Here is a 23665-nt window from a genome sequence, read left to right on the forward strand (position 1 = left end):
TCACAAGACCGCTGGTTCTGCACGCAAGGTGCGAGGCCAGGCGGTGGCGCGGTCGCCGTGCGGTGTTGGCGACTCGTTGGACTGGATTCTAGGGAGCCGGTCCGCACAGAAAGATTGCCCAGTCATTACAGATTTGTAATGAATGCCGCATCCGGCTCGTTCACAATATCGGCTTATCCGTCAGGAATTCCGATCATGCACATCTTGTTGGTAGAGGACGAACCCAAATCGGGCGAATACCTGCGCCGTGGCCTTACCGAGTCCGGCTTCGTGGTGGACTGGGTGCAGACCGGCGTAGATGGCCTGCACAACGCGCGCACGCTGGATTACAAGCTGATCATCCTGGACGTGATGCTGCCCGGCATGAATGGCTGGGACATCCTGCGCGAACTGCGCCGCACGCATGACACGCCGGTGCTGTTCCTGACCGCGCGCGACGAGGTGGAGGATCGCGTCAAGGGCCTGGAGCTGGGCGCCGATGATTACCTGGTCAAGCCCTTCGCCTTCACCGAACTGCTGGCGCGCGTGCGCACCCTGCTGCGGCGCGGCCCGAGCCGCGAGGCGGACCTGATCGAATATGAGGATGTGGTGGTCGACGTCATCCGCCGCAAGGTCAGCCGCGCCGGGCAGCGCATCGACCTGACCGCCAAGGAATTTGCGCTCCTGCACATGCTGATCCGCCGCCCTGGCGAAGTGCTGTCGCGGCCGCAGATCGCGTCCCAGGTATGGGATATGAATTTCGACAGCGATACCAACGTGGTCGACGTGGCCGTACGCCGCCTGCGGGCCAAACTGGATGAAGGCTTCGACCGCAAACTGCTGCACACGGTGTGGGGCATGGGCTATGTGTTCGAGGTGCGTGCGTGAGCCGCAACACCGCCTCGATGAGCCTGCGCCTGGTGGTGCTGTTTGGCCTGCTGGCGCTGGTGCTCTTCACGGCGGTGGGCAGCTATCTTTCGCATTCGCTGCACATGCAGCTGGAGCGTCGCGATGACGAGGAGCTGGCCGGCAAGTGCCGTTCCATCAATCATCTGGTCGAGCATGCGGCCTCATTGGAGGACATCCTGGCGCGCCGTCATCTGGTGCTGGACACCCTCTCCGGCCACGATCAACTGCTGGTGCGCATCGCCCGCGCCGATGGCAGCACCCTCCTGGAAAGCCACGATCCCACGCGCACCGCACCGGGCATCGATCTGTCCACCGTCAGGATCGCCGGCTGGGATCGCATCGAAACGCTGCGCATGGGCGAACTGCGTGCGCGCTACATCGCGAGCATGCCAGCCACGCGCTCGGGGGAAAAAGCCATCGTGCTGGTGGTACGTACCGCCTCGGACCGCATGCTGCTGCTGGCCGACTATCGTGCCGACCTGTGGTGGGCAACAGCGATCGGGACCGTGCTGGCCACGCTGCTGAGTTATTTCCTGGTGCGCAGCGGTTTGCGTCCCCTGCGCATGATGGCGGTGCAGACGCGCGCGATCTCGGCCAACAGGCTCGATACCCGGCTCGACCTGCAAGCGGCCCCGCGTGAACTGCACGAGATCGTGCAATCCTTCAACGACATGCTGGACCGCCTGCATCGCAGCTTCCAGCAACTGAGCCAGTTCTCAGCCGATCTGGCGCATGACGTGCGTACGCCCCTCAACAACCTCATGGTGCAGACCCAGGTGGCGCTGGGCAAACCGCGCAGCCTGGACGAATACCAGGCCCTGCTCAGTTCCAACATCGAGGAATACGAACGGCTCTCGCGCATGATGGAGAGCATGCTGTTCCTGGCCCGTGCCGATAATGCCCACGTGGTGCTGCAGATCCAGGCGCTGGATGTGAGCGAGGAACTCAATCGCATCGCCGAGTATTTCGAAGGCATTGCCGAGGAGGCACAGGTGCGCATTGCGGTGGCCGGCAGCGGCACCCTGTACGCCGATCCCAACCTGCTGCGCCGCGCGGTGGGTAACCTGGTGGCCAATGCGATCCGCTATACCCCGGCGCAGGGCGTCATCAGCCTGCAGGCCACGGCGCTGGCAGAGGCGATGTTGATCGAGGTCGCCAATCCCGGGCCGGGCATCGCGCCGGCCGAGATCGAGCGCATCTTCGACCGCTTCTACCGCGCCGATCCGGCGCGCAGCAGCGCCAGCGGTTCCAGCGGCCTGGGCCTGGCCATCGTGCGTACCATCATGTCTCTGCATGGCGGACAGGCCAGCGCGTGGAGTGAACCCGGAAAGCGCACGGTATTCACCCTGCGTTTCCCGCAGGCACCAGTGAGCTTGCCGGGCAAGGGATGAGCGAAGTCGTGCGACGGGCTGAAACCTGACGCTGGCGTGGGAGCGTGAGTGGCGTCAGGGGATTGGGAAAGGAATGATGCAGGCCGAAGGTGTATCGAAAAGCGTAAAAAATATCGGCAGTAAAACTTAAAAAAACGCGCAGCAAAATGGTGGGAAGCGGGAAGGCGCACCATGCGCCTTCAGGAGCAATCATGTTTGCTCAGCGCGAATCCTCGCTGGGCAAGGACAACAGCCTCACGCGCATCAGGTCGGGCAATTCCATCTCCAGCGCGCAGGCCAGGGCCTCCATGTTGTCGACGGAAATATTCCTTTCCCCGCGTTCGACTTCGCTCAGGTAGGTGCGACTGATGTCAGCACGGAAGGCCAGTTCTTCTTGTGACATCTCTTTCAGCCGGCGTACCCTGCGGACGTTCTGTCCGAAGATGACGCGGGCGCTCGGTGGAGTCTCTGAATTTTTCATGAGCGCAAGGATCGGGCGGCTAGGGGTGACGGTCGATTAGCTACAATTACAAAGGCACAAACTATCGGTGACAATCCACTTATACCCGCGAATCTCTTGTTGAATAATCGAAATTTATCGAGATTCCCGCCGTAATTTGAGCGTGTATTTTTCGAAAATCTTCTAGTGAGCTTTCGAATAATTTCAGAACTTTGCCCCTGGTTTACACTCCTCGTCTCATGCCGCGAGTGCGGCGTCCGCTCACTTCTCATCAGCTGCCATGGATAAATCATTTGCTTTGCGTCGTGCCAAGCGTCTGGCCCTTGTCTGCCTGTTGGGATCGGCGGTGCTGTTCGTGGCGGCCTCGCTCGCACCGCCCTCGATCGGGGCCGCGCTGCTGCGCGCCGTGGCCGAGGCCGCCATGGTCGGCGCGCTGGCCGACTGGTTTGCGGTGACCGCGCTGTTTCGCCGCATTCCCTTGCCGCTGCTGGCACGCCACACGGCCATCATCCCGCGCAACAAGGAACGCATTGCCGACAACCTGGCCGTCTTCGTGGAAGAAAAATTCCTCAGTCCACAATCCCTCACCGGCCTGGTGCGCCGCCATGATCCGGCGCAGCGGCTCGCGGCCTGGATGGCCGCCCCCGCGAACGCCGCGCGCCTGGGCGGCTATATGGCGCAGGCCGTGGCCGGCGTGCTCACGCTCACCGACGACCGCCGCATCCAGGCTTTCGTGCGCGAGGCCTTGCAGACGGCGCTGGGCAAGCTGGACCTGTCGCGCTCGCTGGCCAGCATCCTCGATACCCTGACCCTGGATGGCCGCCACCAGCAATTGCTGGACCGTGCCATCGTGGCGCTGGCCGAGCTGCTCAACCGCGAGCAGACGCGCGCCTTCATCGCCGGGCGGATGGTGGAATGGCTGCAGCGCGAATATCCCAAGATCGAAAAATTGCTGCCCTCGAACTGGATCGGCGAGAAGTCCGCCGAGACCCTGGCCGATATCCTCGACAAGCTCCTCACCGGCATCGCCGCCGATCCACAGCACTCGCTGCGCCAGGCCTTCGACCACCAGCTGGCAGGTTTCGTGGCGCGGCTCAAGGAAGATCCGGCACTGCGGGAACGCGCCGAAGAGATCAAGCGCGAGGTCTTGCAGGGCGAGGCCGTCAACGCCTACGTGGGCAGCCTCTGGGACAGCCTGCGTCTATGGCTGCGGCAAGACCTGGCGCGGCCCGATTCGGCCCTGCACGCGCAGGCCAGCGCCGCCACGCAGTGGATAGGCCGCGCCCTGCAGGAGGATGCCGGGCTGCGCGCTTCGCTGAACACCCATCTGGAACAGGCCATCGCCAGCCTCAGCCCGGACGTGGCGCAACTGCTCACGCGCCACATCAGCGACACCATCAAGCAGTGGGACACGGCCGAGCTGTCGCGGCAGATCGAGCTCAACATCGGCCGCGACCTGCAGTACATCCGCATCAACGGCACCCTGGTCGGCGGCCTGATCGGGGCGCTGCTGTTCGGGCTGTCGTGGCTGATGCAATGGCTGATGCACGGGCCTTCTTGAGGCATCGATGTCAGGAGACTGCTAAGCGCTCTCCTTGAGCGCCTTGCGCATGATCTTGCCGGTGGCCGTGGTAGGCAGCGCATCGACGAACGCAATTTCGCGCGGATATTCATGCGCCGCCAGCTGCGCGCGCACGTGCTGCTGCAGGGCCGCCACCAGCGCGGCATCCGGGGCGTGTCCCTCCTTGAGGACCACAAAAGCCTTCACCACCTCGGTACGCAGCGCATCCTTGATGCCGACGACGGCCGCGATGCGCACCGCCGGATGGCGCATGAGGCATTCCTCGATGGGCGCCGGGCCGATGCGATAGCCGGCGCTGGTGATGACGTCATCATTGCGGCCCAGGTAGCGGATGTAGCCGGCCTCATCCATGTTGCCCAGATCACCCGTAAGCAGGAAGTCGCCCGCGAACTTCTCGCGCGTGGCTTCCTCATTGCGCCAGTAGCGCAGGAACATCACCGGATCCGGCGCACGGATGGCGATGTTGCCCACCTCGCCGCGCGGCAGGATCCCGCCCTCTTCATCCACGATCTGCACGTCATGCCCCGGCACCGCCCGCCCCATGCTGCCGGAGGCACCCGGATAGAGCTGCGACGAGGAAGACACCACCAGGTTGCATTCGGTCTGGCCGTAGAACTCGTTGATGGTCACGCCCAGGGCCGAACGGCCCCAGGCGATCAGATCGTCGCCCAGCGTCTCGCCGCCGCTGGCCACGCTGCGCAGCGCGAAGTCCCATTGCGCGCGCGGATCGGGCGTGCCGCGCAGCATCTTCAGGGCCGTCGGCGGGAAGAACACGTTGCGGATGCCATGCCGGGCCAGCAGGCCGAACACCGCGGGTGCATCGAATTTCTCCAGTCGCCGCGCCACCACCGCCACGCCGTGATAAAGCGAGGGCAGCAGCACATCGAGCAGGCCGCCGATCCAGGCCCAGTCGGCGGGCGTCCAGAAGCGGTCACCGGCTTGCGGAAAACCGTCGTGCGAGACTTCCACGCCGGGCAGGTGGCCCAGCAGCACGCGGTGCGCATGCAGCGCGCCCTTGGCCTTGCCGGTGGTGCCCGAGGTATAGATGATCAGGGCCGCATCGTCAGCGCGCGTGGCCACCGGCTCAAAGACTGGCGAAGCGGCGCGCAGGCGATCCCAGAAGTCGGTGGTCTGGGGCAGCACGATGTCGGTCGGCTCCACGTTGAACACCACCTTCAGCGCCGGTAATGCCCCGGCCAGATGCAGCTTGTCCATGCCCGCCGCATCGGTCACCAGGGCGGCGGCTTGGCTGTTGTCGAGCCGGTAGGCGATGGCTTCCGGCCCGAACAGGTAGAACAGGGGCACCGTCACCGCGCCCAGCTTGTAGGCGGCGATGTGGGTGATGACCGTCTCGATGCGTTGCGACAGGTAGATGCCGATGCGGTCGCCACGCCCGATGCCGGCCTCTGCGAGCACGTTGGCAAACTGATCGCTCAAGACCTTGATCTGATCGAAGCTCCAGGTGGTGACGCTGCCATCGCCGTCCTCCGCAATGATGGCGGGCCGCCCGCTGCCATCGGCCCAGCGGTCGCAGGCGGCCAGGCCGATGTTGAAGTACTCGGGGATCTGCCAGTGGTAGGGGGATGGGGCGTCGGCACGGTAGTGCGCGGCAGTGATGGCGGGGCGTGGCGCAATGTCGGGGGGCATGTCTTGTCTCCTATGGGATGTCCGATGGGCCTGCCTGCATGGGGCGCGGCTCCGTGTTCGCCGGAAGTGGGCATGGCGCCTATCATAGCGCCCCCGCTGGCGATCGGCATGGCACAACACGATGTGAGCGGCGCAATGCACGCCGTCGAACTCTGACGATTTTGCTCGTCAACCTCAGGCGCTTTGCGCAAGGGCGCGCCCGCGTCCTCTAGCATGGCCGCTCCCATCGTCATTGCCCGTTCACCGCGCCCCCTTCGCCTTGCTCCTCCTGCGCGGTCGGAGACGGATTTCCTGCAAGGATCCCCGCATGCTCTACCGGACCATTTCCGAAGCATTCATCTTCTGGACCCATCAGGCCCGCGCCATCCGGTTGCGACTGCCGCCATCGCACCAGACCTTGCAGGATGCGCTGCTGGTCATGCACGTGACGGGCCGCGAAGCGCTCTGCGGCGAGATGGAATATGAGCTGCTGTGCCTGTCGCCGCACGCGGACCTGGCGCTTGAGGAGTGCATGGCGGTGCCGGCGCAAATCCAGCTGGTGACGGACCAGGGAGAACTGCGCACGATATGCGGCTTCATCGCCGAAGCCCATGCGGGCCAGCTGGACAGCGAGTTGAGCAGCTACCGCCTGGTGCTGCGCGATGCCCTGAGCCTGCTGGGCCAGCGCACCAATACCCGGGTCTTCCTGCGGGCCAGCGAGGTAGACGTCACCCAGGTCCTGATCAGCGAATGGCGCCAACGCAGTACGCTCATGGCCGGCAGTTTCGAGGTGGACTGGTCGCTGCTGGCAGAGCCTTATCCGCTGCGCGAATTCATCATGCAGCACAACGAATCCGATGCCGCTTTCCTGCGTCGCCTGTGGAAGCGGCGCGGCATCGGCTGGTTCATCCGGCCCGGTGAGCCACCCTTGCCGGGTCAGGCAGTCAGTCCGCGCCATACCCTGGTGCTGTTCAACGATGCGATGCAGCTGCCGCGCAATGCAGCGGGCACCCTTGCCTGCCGACAGGATCACGCGCCCGGCGAGCAGGACGGCCTCCTGCGCTGGCAGGCCACGCGCCGCCTGCGTGCAGGCAGCGTCAGCCGCCATGCCTGGGACCATGTGCAGGATGGGCCCATGCGCAGTCAGGTGAACATCACGACAGAGCAGGGAGAACTGGGTGACCGCTTCGCCCGTCTGCTGGACGACTACCTGATCGAAGCACCGCACATCGCCGAGGATCGTGAAGATCTTGACCGGATTTGTGAGGCCCGCATGCAGCGGCTGGCGCAGGAGACCACGGAGTTCCGGGCCGACTCCACCGTGCGTGCGCTGCGTGTGGGCGAGTGGATCAGCGTGGAGGGACATCCTGAACTGGACCGGCATCGGCCACACGAACGCGAATTCGTCCTCACCCGGCTGGAGGTCTACGCCGAGAACAATCTTCCGGCATCCCTGGACCAGCGCCTGCAGCAAGCCGCATTGCATCCCGAAAGCGCCTTCGAGGACCTGACCCCATTGCGCCAGCGTTGCCGCGCGCAGGGCCGGCGCTATCTGAACCGCTTCGTCTGCGTGCGCCGTGGCATGCCGCTGGTTCCGCCTTTTGATCCACGCGTGGATCTGCCCGAACCGCAGCTACAGAATGCCCACGTGGTGGGACCGCCTGGTGAAGAGCTGTACTGCGATGCGCTGGGCCGCATCAGGCTGCGTTTTCACGCCACCCGCATGCAGGACCATCAGCATGCCGGTGGCGCCGGCGCCAGCGACAGCGAGCGGGATTCTGCCTGGGTGCGTGTGGCCAGTCATTGGGCGGGCCGACAATGGGGCGCGATCAGCTTGCCGCGCGTGGGCGATGAAGTGCTGGTCGACTTTCTTGGCGGCGACCCCGACAAGCCCATCGTGATCGGCCGGGTCTTTAACGGCCAGTCCCTGCCCCCGGCCTTCAGCGGCGTCGGCAGCCTGCCGGACAACCGTTTCCTGGCCGGCATCAGAAGCAAGGAAATCCAGGGCCAGCGCTACAACCAGCTGCGCCTGGACGACACGCCGCGCCAGATCAGCGCCCAGCTCGCCTCCCAGCATGGACAGAGCGAACTGAACCTGGGCTGGCTCACCCATCCCCGCACCGAGGGTCAGAGCAACGCCCGTGGCGAAGGCGCCGAGCTGCGTACCGACCGGGCCCTGGCGCTGCGGGGCGGCCAGGGGGTGTTGATCAGCGCCGCTGCGCGCAAGGGGGCCAGCGGCACGCAGCTGGATCGCGCCGAGATGCTGGGCCTGATGAGCGTGCTGCAAGAGGTGCAGCAGCAATTGGCTGACCTGGCCCAGACCCATCATGCCGATGACACGCAGGTGCAGACCTTCCGCCGTTTGCGCCAGCAGCTCGATGCGTGGGAGGCCGGCAGCAATACGCAGACCGACAACGATGGCGGCGGCGAGCCAGTGGTCGCCGTGACTGCACCGGCCGGCGTGGCCGTCACCAGCGAGGAAGGTGTGGTCATCGGCGCACAGAAGGAAGTCGATCTCATCAGCGCGGGCAACACGCAACTCTCTGTCGGCAAGAAGCTGCTGGCGCGCGTGGCGGAGAGTATCTGCCTGTTCGCCCAGCGCCTGGGCATCCAACTGATTGCCGCCAACGGCAAGCTGCAATTGCAGACGCATGGCGGCGATATCGAAGCGACCTCAGCCCGCCGCATCGTATTGACCGCCGCTGATGAAATCGTGCTGCAGGCACCCCGGCTGCGTCTGCTGGCACAGGGTGCGCAGATCGACCTGGGGGGTGATGCGATCACCCAGCAGAGCAGCGGCGACCACACGATCCGCTCGGCCAATTTCCATCACGTGAGCGCTGCCCACGGTGAGCCTCCCGGCGTAGCGTTGCCGCCCAGTGCGATGCGTACCGACGAGCGCTTCATCCTGGCCCGACGCGGCAGTGGCCGGCCTCACGTGCGGCAGCGCTATCGCATCGAGCTCGATGACGGCAGCGTCATCGAAGGTGTCACTGACGAACAGGGCCGAACTGCACTGAGCCAGGACATGGCCATGCGCATCGCGCGGCTGCGCATTGTGAAGGAGTAGACGATGAGTGGATCCGAACCGACCCGCCTGGTCGGCACAGCCTGGGATGAAGAGGGCAATGATGTGGCGCAATCGGTGCTGACCGGCAAGCGCATGAAGGTCAGGGCCTTGTGCCTGACTACACCGGATGTGGTGATTCCGATCCTGTTCGTACCGGGCATCATGGGGACCAGGCTCAAGGTCATCGGGCGTGACAAGGGTCCGGCATGGTTCCCGCCCGAGGCCAAATGGGAAGCCGTCGTGCTGCTGCTCAAGCACTTTTGCCGCACTGCTGCAGACCGCCAGCGCTTGCTCAACCCCGATACCACCGAGGTGGATCAAGACGGGCCCGCCTATCCTGACGACATCAGCAAGACGCTGCTGGCCTTCGCCCCTGGCAAGACCGATGCCGAGCGCATCAAGTGGCGTGGCTGGGGGCAACTGCACGCGGACAGTTATTTGCCGATTCTTTCACTGCTGGAGACGAGCATGGCGTTGATCTTCGATCCGGCCAGCCAGGGCAAGAAACTCACTTCACATTGGCAGGAACTGGTGATGGCGCGCCAGGATGCGACCAGGCTAGGCGCGCAGAAGCCGTTCACACCACTGCAGGAGAAGCAGTTGCAGGACGCTGCCGAACTGCTCTATCCGGTGCATGCGGTGGGCTATAACTGGCTGCAGAGCAACAAGGTGTCGGCACAGCGGCTGGCTGACCAGATCGAACGGATCACTGCGTATTACCGCAGCAAGGGGAAAAGTTGCGAGCAGGTGATTCTGGTCACGCACAGCATGGGCGGCCTGGTGGCGAGAGCTTGCGCGCAGTTGCCGCAGATGGCCGAACGTATCCTGGGTGTGGTGCATGGTGTGATGCCGGCCATCGGCGCACCGGCGACCTACAAGCGTATCCGGGCGGGGTTTGAAGGCGCAGCGCAGGTGATTCTGGGGCGCAATGGCGCCGAGTGTTCGGCGGTGATGGCCAATGCAGCTGGCCCGCTGGAATTGCTGCCGACGGCGCAATACAAGACCTGGAGCAATAAAGGAGAACGGCATTGGCTGCGGGTCAGTTATGTGGGTATCGGACAGCGTGGGATGCCTGAGGAGATGGAAAGCTTCCTGGGTGAGGGGGATCCTTACGCGAAGATTTATCTGAACAACTCGCCGGATTGGTGGAAGTTGATTCGGGAGGATCTGATTGATCCGGCAGGGCGGGAAGAAAAGGCGGCGAGCAAAGCAAGAGGAACGGGCATCCCTGATAACGATCTCCGCAAGCCAGACTTCGACAGGTTTGCTTTGAACTTGCAGAAGGCCCGTGAGTTGCACGAACTCATCCACCAAAAGTACCACGCAAGAACCTACGCCTACTATGCGGCGGATCCTCAACGACCTTCTTGGAATGAAGTGCAATGGAAGTGTCCAGTTTCTGTTCCGGACGATATTAAAACGGCGATGCTCAGGGATGACAACCTGAATCGCGAGATTTTCCTGGCGTTCAGGAAAGGGAGTGCACGCCGTTTTGTCTTGCAGGAACCGACAGGACCAGGTGACGGTACCGTACCGGTCGAATCGGGTGCGGCGCCTACTCCTCATGTCCTGCAGATGTTCAAGCACGAAGGAAACGCGAAAGGGCATGACAGTTACGACCATCAGTATTCCTACAACAGCAGGATCGCGCAGGCAGCGACGCTGTATTCCATCGTGAGCATCGTCAGCGAATCGGCATGGGTGCGAAGGGAATTCAAGAAATGATGAATTTCAACAGCCTGTCTTTCATCAATGGCCTCTCCATGGTGTTGTGTACCTTTGCGCTGTCTGGAGACCTGTCAATTTATTCTGGATCTGCAAGCATGAACAAATCACTTGGCCCCGTGACGACCTTTTGTGTTGGGCGTTTTCTGATTGATGTTCCCCAAGGCTCAACGCTGAGTGGCGGAAATTATCTCTACGACTTCACGCGGATAGAGCGACCGCAGGCCATGGAGGTCGAGGCATTTTCCGCCCGTCATGCCGAAAGGGAGCGCTTTCTCAGAGAGGAAAAACACAAGAGCGAACCGAGCCTTCTACGTCTGGTGGAAATACCGGACACCTATTCCAGAATATATGTCTACTGGCAGAGCGCCCATATCACTGCCGTTGCCGAGGTTGATGGCTATCTCTGGACGAACGGTGTCCAGTTTTTACTGAAGACCCAGGCCGGAATGAGTGCGCCACCCCCCGGGATCAGCAGTCGCCAAGACTACGCCGTTGCCCGAATGCGAGAGACGCTCGCCAACCTGAGAACCCGTCAAGATGACGATATCCCCACCGAGCCCGGATATTGTTTCGAAGGCGGCTTCATCGCCAATCCAGAGTGGGAAAACGAAGAAGCCGGCATCGACATCGACATCGCCGGCCACCCCGATGCCTTTGTCTCTGTCTGGTTCTATCCACTGGCAATGAGCAAGCACGACCGTCCCCTGCTGGATCGCATGGGTGACGTGCTGCAAATGTTGGGTCGTATGGCGACCTCAGTGCACGTGCTACGACGAGGCGACCGCCAGGTCGGCCCCTACAAGGGCCAGGAATTTTTGGTGAGTGCGCCCAACAGCGGCGGTCTGCGCGGTCACAGCTTTATCTGGGAGACCGAAGGAGAAGGCACGCTCGATACCCCCGCGCTCAAGATCGAATTGACCACCGGCCATCACGACGAAAACAGCAATCCTCAACAAACCAGGATGACCGACGCCCAGGCCATGAAGCTGTGGGACGACGTGTTGGACAGTTTCCGCCTGCGTCCCGTCGTCAGTGCGCAGGAGACGCGACCATGACGCGTTCGACAGCCGGCATCGAACCGACCCGCCTGGTCGGCACAGCCTGGGATGAAGAGGGCAATGATGTGGCGCAATCGGTGCTGACTGGCAAGCGCATGAAGGTGCGCGCTTTGTGCCTGACCACACCGGATGTGGTGGTCCCGATCCTGTTCGTACCGGGCATCATGGGGACCAGGCTCAAGGTCATCGGGCGTGACAAGGGTCCGGCATGGTTCCCGCCCGAGGCCAAATGGGAAGCCGTCGTGCTGCTGCTCAAGCACTTTTGCCGCACTGCTGCAGACCGCCAGCGCTTGCTCAACCCCGATACCACCGAGGTGGATCAAGACGGGCCGGCCTATCCTGACGACATCAGCAAGACGCTGCTGGCTTTCGCCCCTGGCAAGACTGATGCCGAGCGCATCAAGTGGCGTGGCTGGGGGCAGCTTCATGCGGACAGTTATTTGCCGATTCTTTCACTGCTGGAGACGAGCATGGCGCTGATCTTCGATCCGGCCAGCCAGGGCAAGAAACTCACTTCACATTGGCAGGAACTGGTGATGGCGCGCCAGGATGCGACCAGGCTAGGCGCGCAGAAGCCGTTCACACCACTGCAGGAGAAGCAGTTGCAGGACGCTGCCGAACTGCTCTATCCGGTGCATGCGGTGGGCTATAACTGGCTGCAGAGCAACAAGGTGTCGGCACAGCGGCTGGCTGACCAGATCGAACGGATCACTGCGTATTACCGCAGCAAGGGGAAAAGTTGCGAGCAGGTGATTCTGGTCACGCACAGCATGGGCGGCCTGGTGGCGAGAGCTTGCGCGCAGTTGCCGCAGATGGCCGAACGTATCCTGGGTGTGGTGCATGGTGTGATGCCGGCCATCGGCGCCCCGGCGACCTACAAGCGTATCCGGGCGGGGTTTGAAGGCGCGGCGCAGGTGATTCTGGGGCGCAATGGCGCCGAGTGTTCGGCGGTGATGGCCAATGCACCTGGCCCGCTGGAATTGCTGCCGACGGCGCAATACAAGACCTGGAGCAATAAAGGAGAACGGCATTGGCTGCGGGTCAGTTATGTGGGTATCGGACAGCGTGGGATGCCTGAGGAGATGGAAAGCTTCCTGGGTGAGGGAGATCCTTACGCGAAGATTTATCTGAACAATACTGCGGATTGGTGGAAGTTGATCCGCGAAGATTTGATCGATCCGGCTGGAAGAGAAGACAGGGCGAAATTGCGAAGCGCGGGAAAAGACAAGGCAAAAGAGCCGGCCTCCGACTTTAAAAAATTCCAGGACAATCTCGACGTCTCTCGGAAGCTTCATTCGATCATCAAAGATCGATACCACTCAAATAGCTACGCATATTACGCCAGCGATCCAGAAAGGTTGACTTGGAATGAGGTGCAGTGGAAATGTCAGACGCCCGTGCCTGGCGATCCTCGCTACGCTTTACTTGCGGAAGATGATTTAAACGGTTCCATAGAATTGCTCTTCAATGGTAACAAACGATACCGTTTTCTGATTCAAGGTGGTAGCGGGAATGGAGATGGCACTGTGCCGGCCGAATCGGCCGCAAGTGCGAAAAAGCATGTCGTTCAAATCTTCAGGCATGGTGGACGGTCCAGCGGTCACGACTCCTACGACCATCAGTATTCGTATAACTCCCCAACCACTCAGGCAGTGACCTTGTATTGCATCGTCAAGATGGTCTCCGAGTCCGACCTGGTTACACGTTCTTCAGCCAAGTCGTGAAGCTCCAGAAACTTATCGTTTTGATCCTCGTATCGACGCTTCTGAGCGCGACAACGGCATTTGATCAGTCACCCGGCCGAGCCAGCTCGCACATGATGAATAAAAATATGGACACAAACAATGAAACGCCGGTCCGCACATTTTGTACGGGCAGATTTCTGATCGATCTTCCGGCAGGTTCCCAACTAAGCGGGGGAAACTACCAATATGCTTTTGCCCGCATTGAAGCACCGAAGACGATGGGCAAGGATGACTTTGAAAAGGAGGTACTGGCTAGAGCGACGTATCTGCGAACTACACAGCATGACTCCGGTGCGCCAATGCTGATCGACATAATCCGGCCGGACCACGATAGTGCGATATTGGTTTCCTGGAACCATGATGCAAGCACCGTAGTGATGTCGATGACTGGCTATCGTTGGACGGAGGGCCGCAGTTTTTCCTTCTCGATGAAAGTCGATGATGATCACCACTCGGAAGGTCTGGATGCGATGCGACAGCTGCTGTTCAACCTCCGTTATCGACCCGAAGACGATATTCCCACCGAGCCCGGATATTGTTTCGAAGGCGGCTTCATCGCCAATCCAGAGTGGGAAAACGAAGAAGCCGGCATCGACATCGACATCGCCGGCCACCCCGATGCCTTTGTCTCTGTCTGGTTCTATCCACTGGCAATGAGCAAGCACGACCGTCCCCTGCTGGATCGCATGGGTGACGTGCTGCAAATGTTGGGTCGCATGGCGACCTCGGTGCACGTGTTACGTCGAGGCGACCGCCAGGTCGGCCCCTACAAGGGTCAGGAATTTTTGGTGAGTGCGCCCAACAGCGGCGGTCTGCGCGGCCACAGCTTTATCTGGGAGACCGAAGGAGAAGGCACGCTCGATACCCCCGCGCTGAAGATCGAATTGACCACCGGCCATCGTGACAAGAACGGCAATCCGCAACAAACCAGGCTGACCGATGAACAAGCCATGAAGCTGTGGGACGAAGTGCTGGACAGTTTCCGCCTGCGCCCGATCCGGGCTGTGCCAGCCTCTCTTACGCCGACGTAGCCAGCGTCGCCCTTCGCCGTCTTGTCGCTACTGCTTCCTGATACCTATCGAAAGGAATCCACCATGCCCAACATCATCCGCCTGGGTGACGCCACTTCCCACGGAGGCCAGGTCACGCAAGTGAGCGCCACCCATTTCACGGTCGGCGGCTTACCCGTCGCGCGGGTCGGCGATGCCTGCAGCTGTCCGCAAAAAGGACACGACAACTGCACCATCGCCGAAGGACATCCCCATCACAAGATCGATGGCATCGCCGTCGCCTACGAAGGCCACAAGACCAGCTGCGGGGCCACGCTCATCGCCAGTACCGGCTACTTCAGCGCACAGTGACAGCGTACCGCCACGCCCTCACCTTTCCGGCCAGTGCATCTCAGGCATAGGTCAATCGCGCAGTCGATGGCGCCGCGACCACCTTCAGTGCCGGCGCTCCGCCCTCCAGCTTGAACACCGACACCAGTCGCGCCAGTTGCGCCGCCTGGTCCTGCAAGGATTGCGCCGCTGCTGCAGCCTGCTCGACCAGTGCGGCATTCTGCTGCGTCACCTGGTCCATCTGCACGATGGCCAGGTTGACCTGTTCGATCCCCGCACTCTGCTCCTGGCCGGCGGCGCTGATCTCGTTGACCACCTCGCCGACCCGCTGCACGCTTTGCACCACGTCGTGCATGGTTCGCCCGGCCTGTTCGACCAGCTTGCTGCCATTGCCTACGCGCGCCACCGAGTCGGCGATGAGCGCCTTGATCTCATGCGCGGCGGTGGCCGATCGCTGTGCCAGCGCGCGCACTTCCGACGCGACCACCGCAAAGCCGCGTCCCTGCTCACCGGCGCGGGCCGCTTCCACGGCGGCGTTCAGGGCCAGGATGTTGGTCTGGAAAGCGATCCCGTCGATGACCGCAATGATGTCGACGATTCTCTTGGAAGAGGCATCGATGGCGCCCATCGTCTCCACGACCTGATTCACCACGTCGCCACCCTGGCGCGCAATGTCGCTGGCCGATCCGGCCAGTTCGTTGGCCTGGCCGGCATGGCTGGCGTTCTGCTTGACGGTGGCGGTGAGCTGTTCCATCGAAGAAGCCGTCTCTTCCAGCGAGGCCGCCTGCTCTTCCGTGCGCGAGGACAGATCGAGGTTCCCGCGCGCGATTTCGCTGCTGGCCGTGGCGATGGTATCGGTCGAGACGCGCACCTGGCTGACGATTTCCAGCAGCCGGTCATTCATCTTCTTGAGTGCCCGCAGCAACATGCTGGTTTCATCGCGGCCATGCGCATCGATGGCCGAGGTCAGGTCCCCGGCGGCCACCGTCTCGGCCACGCGCACCGCGCGATCCAGGGGCGCGGTGATGCTGCGCGTGATCATCCAGGCAATCGCTGCAGCCGCAGCCAGACCCGCAGCGGCCAGGGCCAGCAGCAGGGTGCGGGCCTGCACGTAATTGCTTTCGACCTCATTGCCGGCCGCTTCCATCATGGCGTGCTGCTGCTTGATGAGGGCGTCGGCGGCATTCATGGTTGCGCTCTGCACCGGGCGCACTTCGTCGATCAGCACGTCGATGGCGCCCTCCTTGCCACCCTGCTGCACCATGGCCAGCACCTTGTCGCGTTTCTCGAAATAGGCGCTCTGGGCCGTCACCAGCTTGTTGAGCGCAGTGCGACTGTCCTCATCGGTGAGCAGCTTGTCCAGCTGGGCCAGATCCTCCTTGATGGCACGGTCGGCGCCGGTGATGCGCTCGTACTCGCTCTTGATCTGCGGCTCCCGTTTCAACAGCAGAATGTTGCGTACCGAGCGCGCGATCAGGTTGAGCTGGTCGACGATATCCCCTGCCACCACGGTCTTGGGATACTTGTCGTTGATCACATCCTTCATCTGTACGTTGAGCTGCCCCAGGCGGACGATGCCGTTGGCGGCCATGGCCAGCATCAGTACCATCAGCAGGCCGAAGCCCAGCCACAGGCGGAGACGAATGGTGACGTTGGAAAGCTGCATGGAATTCCCCTGTTATCGTTGGTTGTCGTCAGGCAAACCGATGCCGTGGCGTAACAGGAAATCAATCGTTGAGTGGCATCCTGCTTGCCGTGCGGCAGCTTCAGCATAGGAGACAAGCAGGAGGAAGCCAAGCACGGCCAGGCCCGGTCCGTGAAAAACGCCGCAGCACAAGGCGGCGGCGCAGACCAGGCAGCGCGAGAGCGATCAGGTAGCGGCCGGAACCAGCGGCCGTTGCGGCGCCCGCCTGCCCAGCACGGCAATGGCCAGTGCCGATACCAGGGCAGGCACGGCCAGCATGGCCAGGATCAACTCCATGCCGAGGTTCATCGACATCATCCAGCCGCCGCACAGCGATCCCACCACCGAGCCGCAGCGACCCGCCGCATTGGCCCAGCTGACGCCCGTGGCGCGGTTGTGGGTCGGATAGAACTGGGCGGCCAGGGCATTGGCGCCGACCTGTGTCCCGCTGACGAAGATGCCGACGCCAAAGATGGCCAGCACCAGCAGCCACAGATGGCCGCCGCTCAGGCCACTGGCCACCACGCTGACCGCACCCAGGACATAGGCCAGCGACAGGGTGCGATGCGCACCGGCACGGTCCATGCAGCGGCCCAGCACGATGGCTCCCAGCGTGCCGCCGATCTGGAAGGTGGATGTTACCAGCGAGGCCTTGCTCATCGATGCCCCGGCATTGGTCAGCAGCGTGGGCAACCAGCTCGAAATGAGATAGATGATCAACAGGCTCATGAAGAAGCTGATCCACAGCAATATCGTCCCCATCGCATATTGCGCACTGAAGAGCGCGCGCACGGGTGTGCCGCTGGCCTTCTCGTCCACGCTCAGCAGTGGCGTCTGCGTGAGGGCCGGGGCCAGACGGCGCAGCAGCGCTTGCATGCGCGCGGGCGCGGCCTGCCGGCTGACCAGGAAGCGCAGCGATTCCGGCAGCCACAGCACCAGGGCCGGCACCAGCAGCAGCGGCAGGATCCCGCCGGCGAGCAGCACGCCGCGCCAGCCCACGCTGGCCAGCAGATGCGCCGAGGCCAGTCCGCCCACGGCCGAGCCGATGGTGAAGCCGCAGAACATGAGCGTCACCAGTGTGGAGCGTCGCGCCGAAGGACAGTATTCGGAGGTCATGGTAATGGCGCAGGGCATGGCGCCGCCCAGGCCCAGCCCGGTCAGGAAGCGCCACGCCACCAGCCAGCCCAGGCTGGGTGACCAGGCCGCCGCCAGGCTGGTGAGGCCGAAGAACAGGACCGAACACACCAGGATGGTCTTGCGCCCCAGGCGGTCAGCCAGCGGACCGAAGACCAGGGCGCCGGCCATCAGACCGAACAGGCCGGCCCCGAACAGCGGTGCCAGTGCGGCCGCGCTCAGTTGCCACTCGGCACGGATGGCGGGGGCGATGAAGCCGATGGCGGCGGTGTCGAAACCATCGACCGTCACCACGAAAAAGCACAGCCACAGCGTGAGCCGCTGCAGCCGCGAGAAAGGCAGTGCATCGATGAATTGCTGTACGTCTTGCCTGGTTTGCATGGCATGTCTCCTCTCTGGATAGGGTGAGCCGCGCGACATGGGCGCGGCTTCGTGTGCAGGGAAAAAGCGGAATGCGTGATGACCGGCCCTAGGCCACGGCCACCGTGATCGGGGTCAGCCCGGCAATGTGTGCCGTCATGGTCTGGCCGGCTTGGACGGCGCCCACGCCATCCGGGGTGCCGGTAAAGATCAGGTCGCCCGGCTGCAGTTCGAACAGCGTCGAAAGATTGGCGATGATTTCGTTGACCGACCAGATCAGGTGGGTGAGATCGCTTCTCTGGCGTGTCACACCATCGACCTCCAGCACCACTTCCCCGCGCGTGATTTCACCGGTCCGGGTGATCGGATGCAGCAGACCGACCGGCGCCGAATAATCGAAGGCCTTGCCGATTTCCCAGGGACGACCCATCTCGCGCATCTTCATCTGCAGGTCGCGCCGGGTCATGTCCAGTCCCACCGCATAGCCGGCGATGTGCGCAGCCGCGTGGTCCACGGCGATATTCTTGCCGGCCTTGCCGATGGCGACCACCAGTTCGATTTCGTGGTGATAGTTGCTGGTCTGGTCCGGATACGGCAGACGTACGCACTGACCGGCCGGCACCGGGACGATGGATTGCGCGTCGTTGGGTTTGCAGAAGAAGAAAGGCGGTTCGCGATCAGGGTCGAAGCCCATTTCACGCGCGTGCGCGGCGTAGTTGCGGCCCACGCAGTAGACCCGGCGCACCGGGAACAAGGAGGGGCTGTCGGCCACCGGCAGGCCGACTACGGTCATGGGAGCGAAGAGATAGTTCATGGAGAGAATTTCCGGGTCAAGGTAGGTCAGGGTCAGAACGGAACGTGGTGATATCAGGAGGTCGCATCCACCTGCGCCGCCGGCGCTGCGCGCTGGAAAGCCGGCAGGGCCAGGCAGGCGCGCTCGACGGCCAGGATGCGCGGATAGGGGGCGAGGTCCAGCGCAAAGCGGCGTGCGCTTTCCACCTGCGGAATCAGGTAAACGTCGGCCAGCGTGACCTGCTGGCCATAGCAGAATTCGCCGCGCTGCAGATCCTGCGCCAGCAGGGCTTCCAGCGCCGCAAATCCCTCGCTGATCCACTGCCGGCACCAGGCGTTGACACTGGCCTCGTCGCAGCCCAGCGTCTTGCGCAGGTATTGCAGGATGCGGCGGTTGTTGACCGGGTGGATATCGCAGCCGACGATGGCCGCCAGCGCCCGCACCCGGGCCCGGCCATCGGCATCGGCGGGCAGCAGGGGTGGTGCCGGATGGCGTTCTTCCAGCCATTCCAGGATGGCCGGCGACTGGATCAGCGTGAGTTCGTCCGCCACCAGCGCCGGCACCATCGCCTGCGGATTGACGGCGCGGAAGGCCTCGCCCAGGTGTTCTTCGCTGCGCAGGTCAACGGCGATGTAATCGTAGGCCAGGTCCTTGAGGTTCAGGGCGATGCGCAGGCGGTGCGAACTGCCGCTGCGGAAAAAATTGTAGAGCTGCATCAAGCTTCTCCTGCTCAGTCGCGCGCCAGGCAGCGCTCGGCATTCCAGCCATAGAGCCATTGCATGGCGTCATAGAAGCGTTCCGGCGAGCGGCCCTTCCACAGATCGTTGCGCACCAGGCGTTCCACCCCCTTGGCGTGGTAGATGCGCCCCATCTCGCGCGAGGACAGCACGATGCGCGCCGTGCGCGCCACCCGCGAGCGCTGGTACAGATCGAAGGCGGCCAGGAAGTCGTTGTCATGCGCGCGCAGCGCCTGGCCCAGCGTCACCGCATCTTCCAGCGCCATGCAGGCGCCCTGCGCCATGTATTGCGTGGTGGGATGGGCGGCGTCGCCCAGCAGCGTGGCGCGGCCGAAGCTCCACTGCGCAATCGGCTCGCGGTCAGCCGTGGCCCAGCGCTTCCAGCTCCGGGGCAGGTCGATCAGCTGGCGCGCCTGCGCACAGATGCCCTGGAAATAGCTCTGCACTTCCTCGGCGCTGCCTTCGGTCACCCCCCACTGTTCCTGCTGGCGGCTATGGAAGGTCACCACCACGTTGTATTGCTCGCCACCGCGCAGCGGGTAATGCACCAGATGGCAGTTGGGACCGACCCAGATGCTGGCCGCATTCCACTGCAGGTCGACCGGGAAATCCTGCCGCTCCACCACGGCGCGATAGACCACGTGCCCGGTCACGCGCGCCGCATCGTTGACGTATTGCGCGCGCACCACCGACCTGGTGCCATCGGCACCGATCAGCGCCAGCCCGCGATGGGCCTGACCATGCTGGTCGTAGACGGTCACGCTGTGGTCATCCTGTTCTACCTGCTGCACGCGGGTGGAGGTGACCAGGCTCACGCGTGCGCTTTCCTGCGCGCCTTCCAGCAGCGAGCGGTGCACATCGACCCGGTGGATCACCGCATAGGGATTGCCGAAGCGCTGGCGGAAGGCCTCTCCGGTCGGAATGCGCCCCACCAGGGCGCCATCGATGGCATCGTGCATGACCATCTCATCGGTATAGACCGCACGCGCGCGCGCCTTCTCGCCCACGCCCAGGGCATCGAAGGCATGAAAGGCATTGGGGCCGAGCTGGATGCCGGCACCGATTTCGCCGATCTCGGCCGCTTGTTCCAATACCTTCACATCGAAGCCCTGGCGCACCAGGGCCAGGGCAGCGGCAAGGCCGCCAATGCCGCCACCGGCGACGATCACGGGGAGGGATTGCGTCATGGGATATCCTTTTTGTTCATAGGGAGTGAAAAGCGGCCTGCGTCAGCCGATGCCGGGAAGACGGCCGCCTCAATCCTCGCTGCGCACCTCGTAAAGCCCCAGCTTGCGATGGAGCGGGCTCTCATCGGCGATGAAGAAAAAGGCCGGCTGGCTGGCCGAACGGTTACGCAACTGCACGGCGCCATAGCCCGGCACGCAGCAGGTGTCGGCCTGGGCCAGCGTGAACTGCGCCTGCGCCGTCTGGACGCTGGCACTGCCCTCGATCAGGTGCAGCACCGCCGCCGGCGAGCGCGCCGGCAGCCGCAGCGATTCGCCGGGCCGCAGCATCAGTGCCGAATAGCCGAGAATGTTCTGGCAATCGCCTCCGCTCTCGGGGTTGATGTAGGCCAGCTGCACCGCCTCGCCGGCTGGCTGCGATTGCGCCAGTGCGAGCAGGCTCTGGCGCACTTCCGACCAGGGATAGCGCAGCATGGGATAGGACTGCCGGCTGCGCACGAACAGCGGCGCCGGCACCACGCCGCCACTGCGATAGGCGCGCTCCTGGCCCTGCCGGCTGACCTTCTGCGGCGCGCCTTCCTGCACGTAGGAAGCTTCCAGGTAATGCACCAGCGGCAGGTCCAGCACGTCCAGCCAGACCACCGGTTCGCTGCCATCGTGGCCGTGCTCGTGCCACAGGCCGGTCGGTGTGAGGATCAGGTCGCCGCGCTGCATCAGGCATTTCTCGCCCTCCACGGTGGTGTAGGCGCCCTCGCCTTCGACGATCATGCGCACGGCATTGGGCGTGTGACGGTGCGCGGGCGCCCATTCGCCCGGCAGCAGCAATTGCATGCCCAGTTAGATGGCGGCGCTGGCCTGCATCTTTTCCAGCCCGTGGCCGGGATTGGCCAGCACCAGCACGCGCCGCTCGGCCTTTTCCATCGGCGTGAGTTCGCCGGCCTGCATCAACAGCGGGCGCAGGCTCTCGTAGCGCCAGTGCGCCGGGCGCGTTTGCGGGATCGGTTTGCCCGGCGGCAGCACTTTGCGCAGGCTGGGCCACAGCGGGACCAGATGTTGCCGGGTGAGGGCGTCACGATAGTCGGATGGCAGGTCATCCAGGGTGCCGAGTTGCAGCATGGTATCTCCAGTGTCGTTGTCACGCCTGGCGCGTCGGCCAGTGCTGATTTTTTTCTGATGCCGGAAATGTACGCGCCGCATCGACATTCGGTCTATGCAATGGTATTAATGCATTCCATTCGAATAACGAATAAAGCGAGACCCATGCAAACCGCAGACATCCGCCTGCTGCAGGTATTCGACGAGATCTACAAGACCCGCAGCGTGACCCGCGCGGCCGAGCATCTGGGGCTGGGCCAGCCGGCGGTGAGCATCGCCCTGGCGCGTCTGCGCGCGCATTTCAACGATCCGCTGTTCGTGCGCATCGCCAACGTGATGGAACCCACGCCGCTGGCCTGCGAGTTGCAGGAGCAGGTGCATGGCACCCTGGCTTCGCTGGAACAGGTCTTTGGTTACCGCAGCAGTTTCGACCCCACCCGGGCCGAGCGCACCTTCACCATCAGCATGACCGACATCAGTCAGCTGGTGTTGCTGCCGCGCCTGTGGGCACACCTGCGGCGCACCTCGCCGGGCGTCCATATCGACATCGTGCCCTTGTCGGAGCAGACCCCGCGTCTGCTGGAGTCCGGCGAAGCCGACCTGGCCCTGGGCTTCGTACCGCAACTGGAGGCGGGTTTCTATCAGCAATCGCTGTTTCGCCAGCGCTACGTCTGCGTGGCCAGCGCCGACCATCCGCGCATCCGCCAGCGCCTGACGCTCAGGCAGTTCGAGCGCGAGGAGCACGCCGTGGTCACCTCCTCCGGCACCGGTCACCTGATCCTGGCCAAGGAGATCGCCAGCCAGGGCATCCGTCACAACATCGCCCTGCGCGTGCCGAATTACCTCGGCATTGCCTTTGTGATCGAGCAGACCGACATGCTGGTGACCATCCCGGAACGCCTGGCGCAAGTCCTGGAAGGACGCGGACGTTTCAAGGTCTTCCCGGTGCCTTTCGCGCTGCCCGATTATGCGGTCAAGCAACACTGGCACGAGCGCTACCATCACGATCCGGGTCATCGTTGGTTACGCGGGGTGGTGTCGGATCTGTTGTCGACAGCGCGACGTTGAGTCGTGTGCCGTGCGCCGTCGGAAAAAGTAAGGTCGGATTGGTAACAGCTGATACCATCTTCATCGGCCCGCTACGGCAGGCCGGCCTTCAGTCACCCAGGTCAATGGTCCCCGCCAGCCGGATCGCCTGGGGCGTCTCGTACATCGCTACGACCCATGCCTGCTGCATATCCCCGGCATGCTCATCGAGGGTCGCCGCCACGAAGTTGATGGAAGCCCGGTCCAGGCCGGCATAGGGATCGTCCAGCAGCGTCAGCGTGGCCTGTGCCGCAAAGGCGGCGGCCAGGTAGACCTTGCGCTTGCTGCCGGTGGAGAGCATGAAGAGCTTTTTCTCCAGATGCGGCGTCAGTGACAGTCCTTCGATCAACGCCGGCAAGCGCGCGTGATCGAAATGCGGATAGCGTTGGGCCAATGCGGCAAATACTTCCGGCGGCGTCATCTGGTCATCAGCTTCGCTGCGCGGATCGATGAAGAACACCTGGCGACGATAGTTCTCAGGCTCGCTGTCCAGCCGCAGGCCGTTCAACTCCAGCACCCCGTCGCGCGCCGGCATCAAGCCGGCCAGCAGCTTGAGCAGCGTGGTCTTGCCGCGGCCATCGCCACCGCGTACCAGGTTCACGCCGGGCAGGATACGGGCCGAGAAATCCTGGAACAGGTCCAGGCCGGGATAGGAAAAATTCAGGCGCGATACCAGCAGCAGCGCTGCGCGGTCGGAAGCTTGGGTCATCGTTGCGGATCGTGGT

The 23665-nt window shown here is 63.3% G+C and carries 18 protein-coding genes and 1 pseudogene; 10 read left to right on the top strand and 9 right to left on the bottom strand.

Translation table 11 applies throughout. The annotated features are described in order from the left end of the window. Window positions 1-195 precede the first annotated feature (195 nt). Both AACH55_RS00070 and AACH55_RS00075 read left to right on the top strand, forming a co-directional pair. A complete protein-coding gene (locus AACH55_RS00070; RefSeq protein ID WP_338717383.1) occupies window positions 196-867 on the top strand; it encodes a heavy metal response regulator transcription factor in 672 nt (223 codons plus the stop codon). Further along, window positions 864-2279: a heavy metal sensor histidine kinase gene (locus AACH55_RS00075; RefSeq protein ID WP_338717384.1), complete on the top strand. Its 1416-nt coding sequence runs from the start codon at window positions 864-866 to the stop codon at window positions 2277-2279. Before AACH55_RS00070 ends, AACH55_RS00075 begins: the two co-directional genes overlap by 4 nt. Window positions 2280-2478: 199 nt before the next feature. Here the strand turns inward: AACH55_RS00075 and AACH55_RS00080 are convergent, their stop codons facing one another. Next, window positions 2479-2739, bottom strand: coding sequence for a helix-turn-helix transcriptional regulator (locus AACH55_RS00080; RefSeq protein ID WP_338717386.1), 261 nt, complete (start codon window positions 2737-2739; stop codon window positions 2479-2481). 259 nt (window positions 2740-2998) lie between these two features. On the opposite strand from AACH55_RS00080, the gene AACH55_RS00085 reads away from it, so the two are divergent. Then, window positions 2999-4279, top strand: a complete 1281-nt coding sequence (locus AACH55_RS00085; RefSeq protein WP_338717387.1) for a DUF445 family protein — start codon at window positions 2999-3001, stop codon at window positions 4277-4279. A gap of 21 nt (window positions 4280-4300) precedes the next feature. Here the strand turns inward: AACH55_RS00085 and AACH55_RS00090 are convergent, their stop codons facing one another. After that, the gene (locus AACH55_RS00090) at window positions 4301-5947 is read right to left on the bottom strand and encodes an acyl-CoA synthetase (RefSeq protein ID WP_338717389.1); all 1647 of its coding nucleotides are present in this window, start codon (window positions 5945-5947) and stop codon (window positions 4301-4303) included. A 307-nt stretch (window positions 5948-6254) separates the two neighbouring features. Between AACH55_RS00090 and AACH55_RS00095 the strand changes: the two genes are divergently transcribed. The 6 genes from AACH55_RS00095 to AACH55_RS00120 all read left to right on the top strand — a co-directional run bounded on the left by AACH55_RS00095 (window position 6255) and on the right by AACH55_RS00120 (window position 14888). Further along, entirely contained in the window at window positions 6255-8996 is a 2742-nt protein-coding gene (locus tag AACH55_RS00095) for a type VI secretion system Vgr family protein (RefSeq protein WP_338717390.1), read from the top strand. A gap of 3 nt (window positions 8997-8999) precedes the next feature. Continuing rightward, window positions 9000-10721 (top strand): alpha/beta hydrolase, encoded by a 1722-nt coding sequence (locus tag AACH55_RS00100; protein ID WP_338717391.1) that lies wholly within the window; start codon window positions 9000-9002, stop codon window positions 10719-10721. Beyond that, window positions 10718-11779, top strand: a complete 1062-nt coding sequence (locus tag AACH55_RS00105; protein ID WP_338717392.1) for a T6SS immunity protein Tli4 family protein — start codon at window positions 10718-10720, stop codon at window positions 11777-11779. Before AACH55_RS00100 ends, AACH55_RS00105 begins: the two co-directional genes overlap by 4 nt. After that, the gene (locus tag AACH55_RS00110) at window positions 11776-13506 is read left to right on the top strand and encodes an alpha/beta hydrolase (protein ID WP_338717393.1); all 1731 of its coding nucleotides are present in this window, start codon (window positions 11776-11778) and stop codon (window positions 13504-13506) included. Before AACH55_RS00105 ends, AACH55_RS00110 begins: the two co-directional genes overlap by 4 nt. Next, complete coding sequence (locus tag AACH55_RS00115) at window positions 13503-14558, top strand: T6SS immunity protein Tli4 family protein (RefSeq protein WP_338717394.1); 1056 nt, start codon at window positions 13503-13505, stop codon at window positions 14556-14558. Before AACH55_RS00110 ends, AACH55_RS00115 begins: the two co-directional genes overlap by 4 nt. A gap of 63 nt (window positions 14559-14621) precedes the next feature. Further along, window positions 14622-14888: a PAAR domain-containing protein gene (locus AACH55_RS00120; protein WP_338717395.1), complete on the top strand. Its 267-nt coding sequence runs from the start codon at window positions 14622-14624 to the stop codon at window positions 14886-14888. Window positions 14889-14928: 40 nt separating this feature from the next. On the opposite strand, the gene AACH55_RS00125 is transcribed toward AACH55_RS00120, so the two are convergent. The 6 genes and pseudogenes from AACH55_RS00125 to AACH55_RS00150 all read right to left on the bottom strand — a co-directional run bounded on the left by AACH55_RS00125 (window position 14929) and on the right by AACH55_RS00150 (window position 21875). Further along, window positions 14929-16533, bottom strand: coding sequence for a methyl-accepting chemotaxis protein (locus AACH55_RS00125; RefSeq protein ID WP_338717396.1), 1605 nt, complete (start codon window positions 16531-16533; stop codon window positions 14929-14931). Between the two features lie 204 nt (window positions 16534-16737). Then, on the bottom strand, window positions 16738-18066 hold the full coding sequence (locus tag AACH55_RS00130; protein ID WP_338717397.1) for an aromatic acid/H+ symport family MFS transporter: 1329 nt from the start codon (window positions 18064-18066) through the stop codon (window positions 16738-16740). Window positions 18067-18154: 88 nt separating this feature from the next. After that, entirely contained in the window at window positions 18155-18859 is a 705-nt protein-coding gene (locus AACH55_RS00135) for a fumarylacetoacetate hydrolase family protein (protein ID WP_338717399.1), read from the bottom strand. Window positions 18860-18912: 53 nt separating this feature from the next. Further along, the gene (gene maiA, locus AACH55_RS00140) at window positions 18913-19554 is read right to left on the bottom strand and encodes a maleylacetoacetate isomerase (RefSeq protein ID WP_338717400.1); all 642 of its coding nucleotides are present in this window, start codon (window positions 19552-19554) and stop codon (window positions 18913-18915) included. 14 nt (window positions 19555-19568) lie between these two features. Further along, a complete protein-coding gene (locus tag AACH55_RS00145; protein ID WP_338717401.1) occupies window positions 19569-20762 on the bottom strand; it encodes a 3-hydroxybenzoate 6-monooxygenase in 1194 nt (397 codons plus the stop codon). A gap of 69 nt (window positions 20763-20831) precedes the next feature. Further along, window positions 20832-21875 (bottom strand): annotated as a pseudogene (locus AACH55_RS00150) (cupin domain-containing protein). Between the two features lie 144 nt (window positions 21876-22019). Between AACH55_RS00150 and AACH55_RS00155 the strand changes: the two are divergent. After that, window positions 22020-22922: a LysR family transcriptional regulator gene (locus AACH55_RS00155; protein WP_338717402.1), complete on the top strand. Its 903-nt coding sequence runs from the start codon at window positions 22020-22022 to the stop codon at window positions 22920-22922. 88 nt (window positions 22923-23010) lie between these two features. On the opposite strand, the gene AACH55_RS00160 is transcribed toward AACH55_RS00155, so the two are convergent. Then, window positions 23011-23649, bottom strand: a complete 639-nt coding sequence (locus AACH55_RS00160; protein ID WP_338717403.1) for an ATP-binding cassette domain-containing protein — start codon at window positions 23647-23649, stop codon at window positions 23011-23013. Window positions 23650-23665 lie beyond the last annotated feature (16 nt).

The organism is Herbaspirillum sp. DW155 (genome assembly GCF_037076565.1).
Taxonomy (GTDB): Bacteria; Pseudomonadota; Gammaproteobacteria; order Burkholderiales; family Burkholderiaceae_D; genus Herbaspirillum.

Coding starts and splice junctions, on each gene's coding strand:
- AACH55_RS00160 (WP_338717403.1), bottom strand. CDS start 23,649: ATGACCCAAGCTTCCGACCGCGCAGCGCTGCTGCTGGTATCGCGCCTG.
- AACH55_RS00155 (WP_338717402.1), top strand. CDS start 22,020: ATGCAAACCGCAGACATCCGCCTGCTGCAGGTATTCGACGAGATCTAC.
- AACH55_RS00095 (WP_338717390.1), top strand. CDS start 6,255: ATGCTCTACCGGACCATTTCCGAAGCATTCATCTTCTGGACCCATCAG.
- AACH55_RS00105 (WP_338717392.1), top strand. CDS start 10,718: ATGATGAATTTCAACAGCCTGTCTTTCATCAATGGCCTCTCCATGGTG.
- AACH55_RS00125 (WP_338717396.1), bottom strand. CDS start 16,533: ATGCAGCTTTCCAACGTCACCATTCGTCTCCGCCTGTGGCTGGGCTTC.
- AACH55_RS00100 (WP_338717391.1), top strand. CDS start 9,000: ATGAGTGGATCCGAACCGACCCGCCTGGTCGGCACAGCCTGGGATGAA.
- AACH55_RS00085 (WP_338717387.1), top strand. CDS start 2,999: ATGGATAAATCATTTGCTTTGCGTCGTGCCAAGCGTCTGGCCCTTGTC.
- AACH55_RS00135 (WP_338717399.1), bottom strand. CDS start 18,859: ATGAACTATCTCTTCGCTCCCATGACCGTAGTCGGCCTGCCGGTGGCC.
- AACH55_RS00070 (WP_338717383.1), top strand. CDS start 196: ATGCACATCTTGTTGGTAGAGGACGAACCCAAATCGGGCGAATACCTG.
- AACH55_RS00110 (WP_338717393.1), top strand. CDS start 11,776: ATGACGCGTTCGACAGCCGGCATCGAACCGACCCGCCTGGTCGGCACA.
- AACH55_RS00120 (WP_338717395.1), top strand. CDS start 14,622: ATGCCCAACATCATCCGCCTGGGTGACGCCACTTCCCACGGAGGCCAG.
- AACH55_RS00090 (WP_338717389.1), bottom strand. CDS start 5,947: ATGCCCCCCGACATTGCGCCACGCCCCGCCATCACTGCCGCGCACTAC.
- maiA (WP_338717400.1), bottom strand. CDS start 19,554: ATGCAGCTCTACAATTTTTTCCGCAGCGGCAGTTCGCACCGCCTGCGC.
- AACH55_RS00145 (WP_338717401.1), bottom strand. CDS start 20,762: ATGACGCAATCCCTCCCCGTGATCGTCGCCGGTGGCGGCATTGGCGGC.
- AACH55_RS00080 (WP_338717386.1), bottom strand. CDS start 2,739: ATGAAAAATTCAGAGACTCCACCGAGCGCCCGCGTCATCTTCGGACAG.
- AACH55_RS00130 (WP_338717397.1), bottom strand. CDS start 18,066: ATGCAAACCAGGCAAGACGTACAGCAATTCATCGATGCACTGCCTTTC.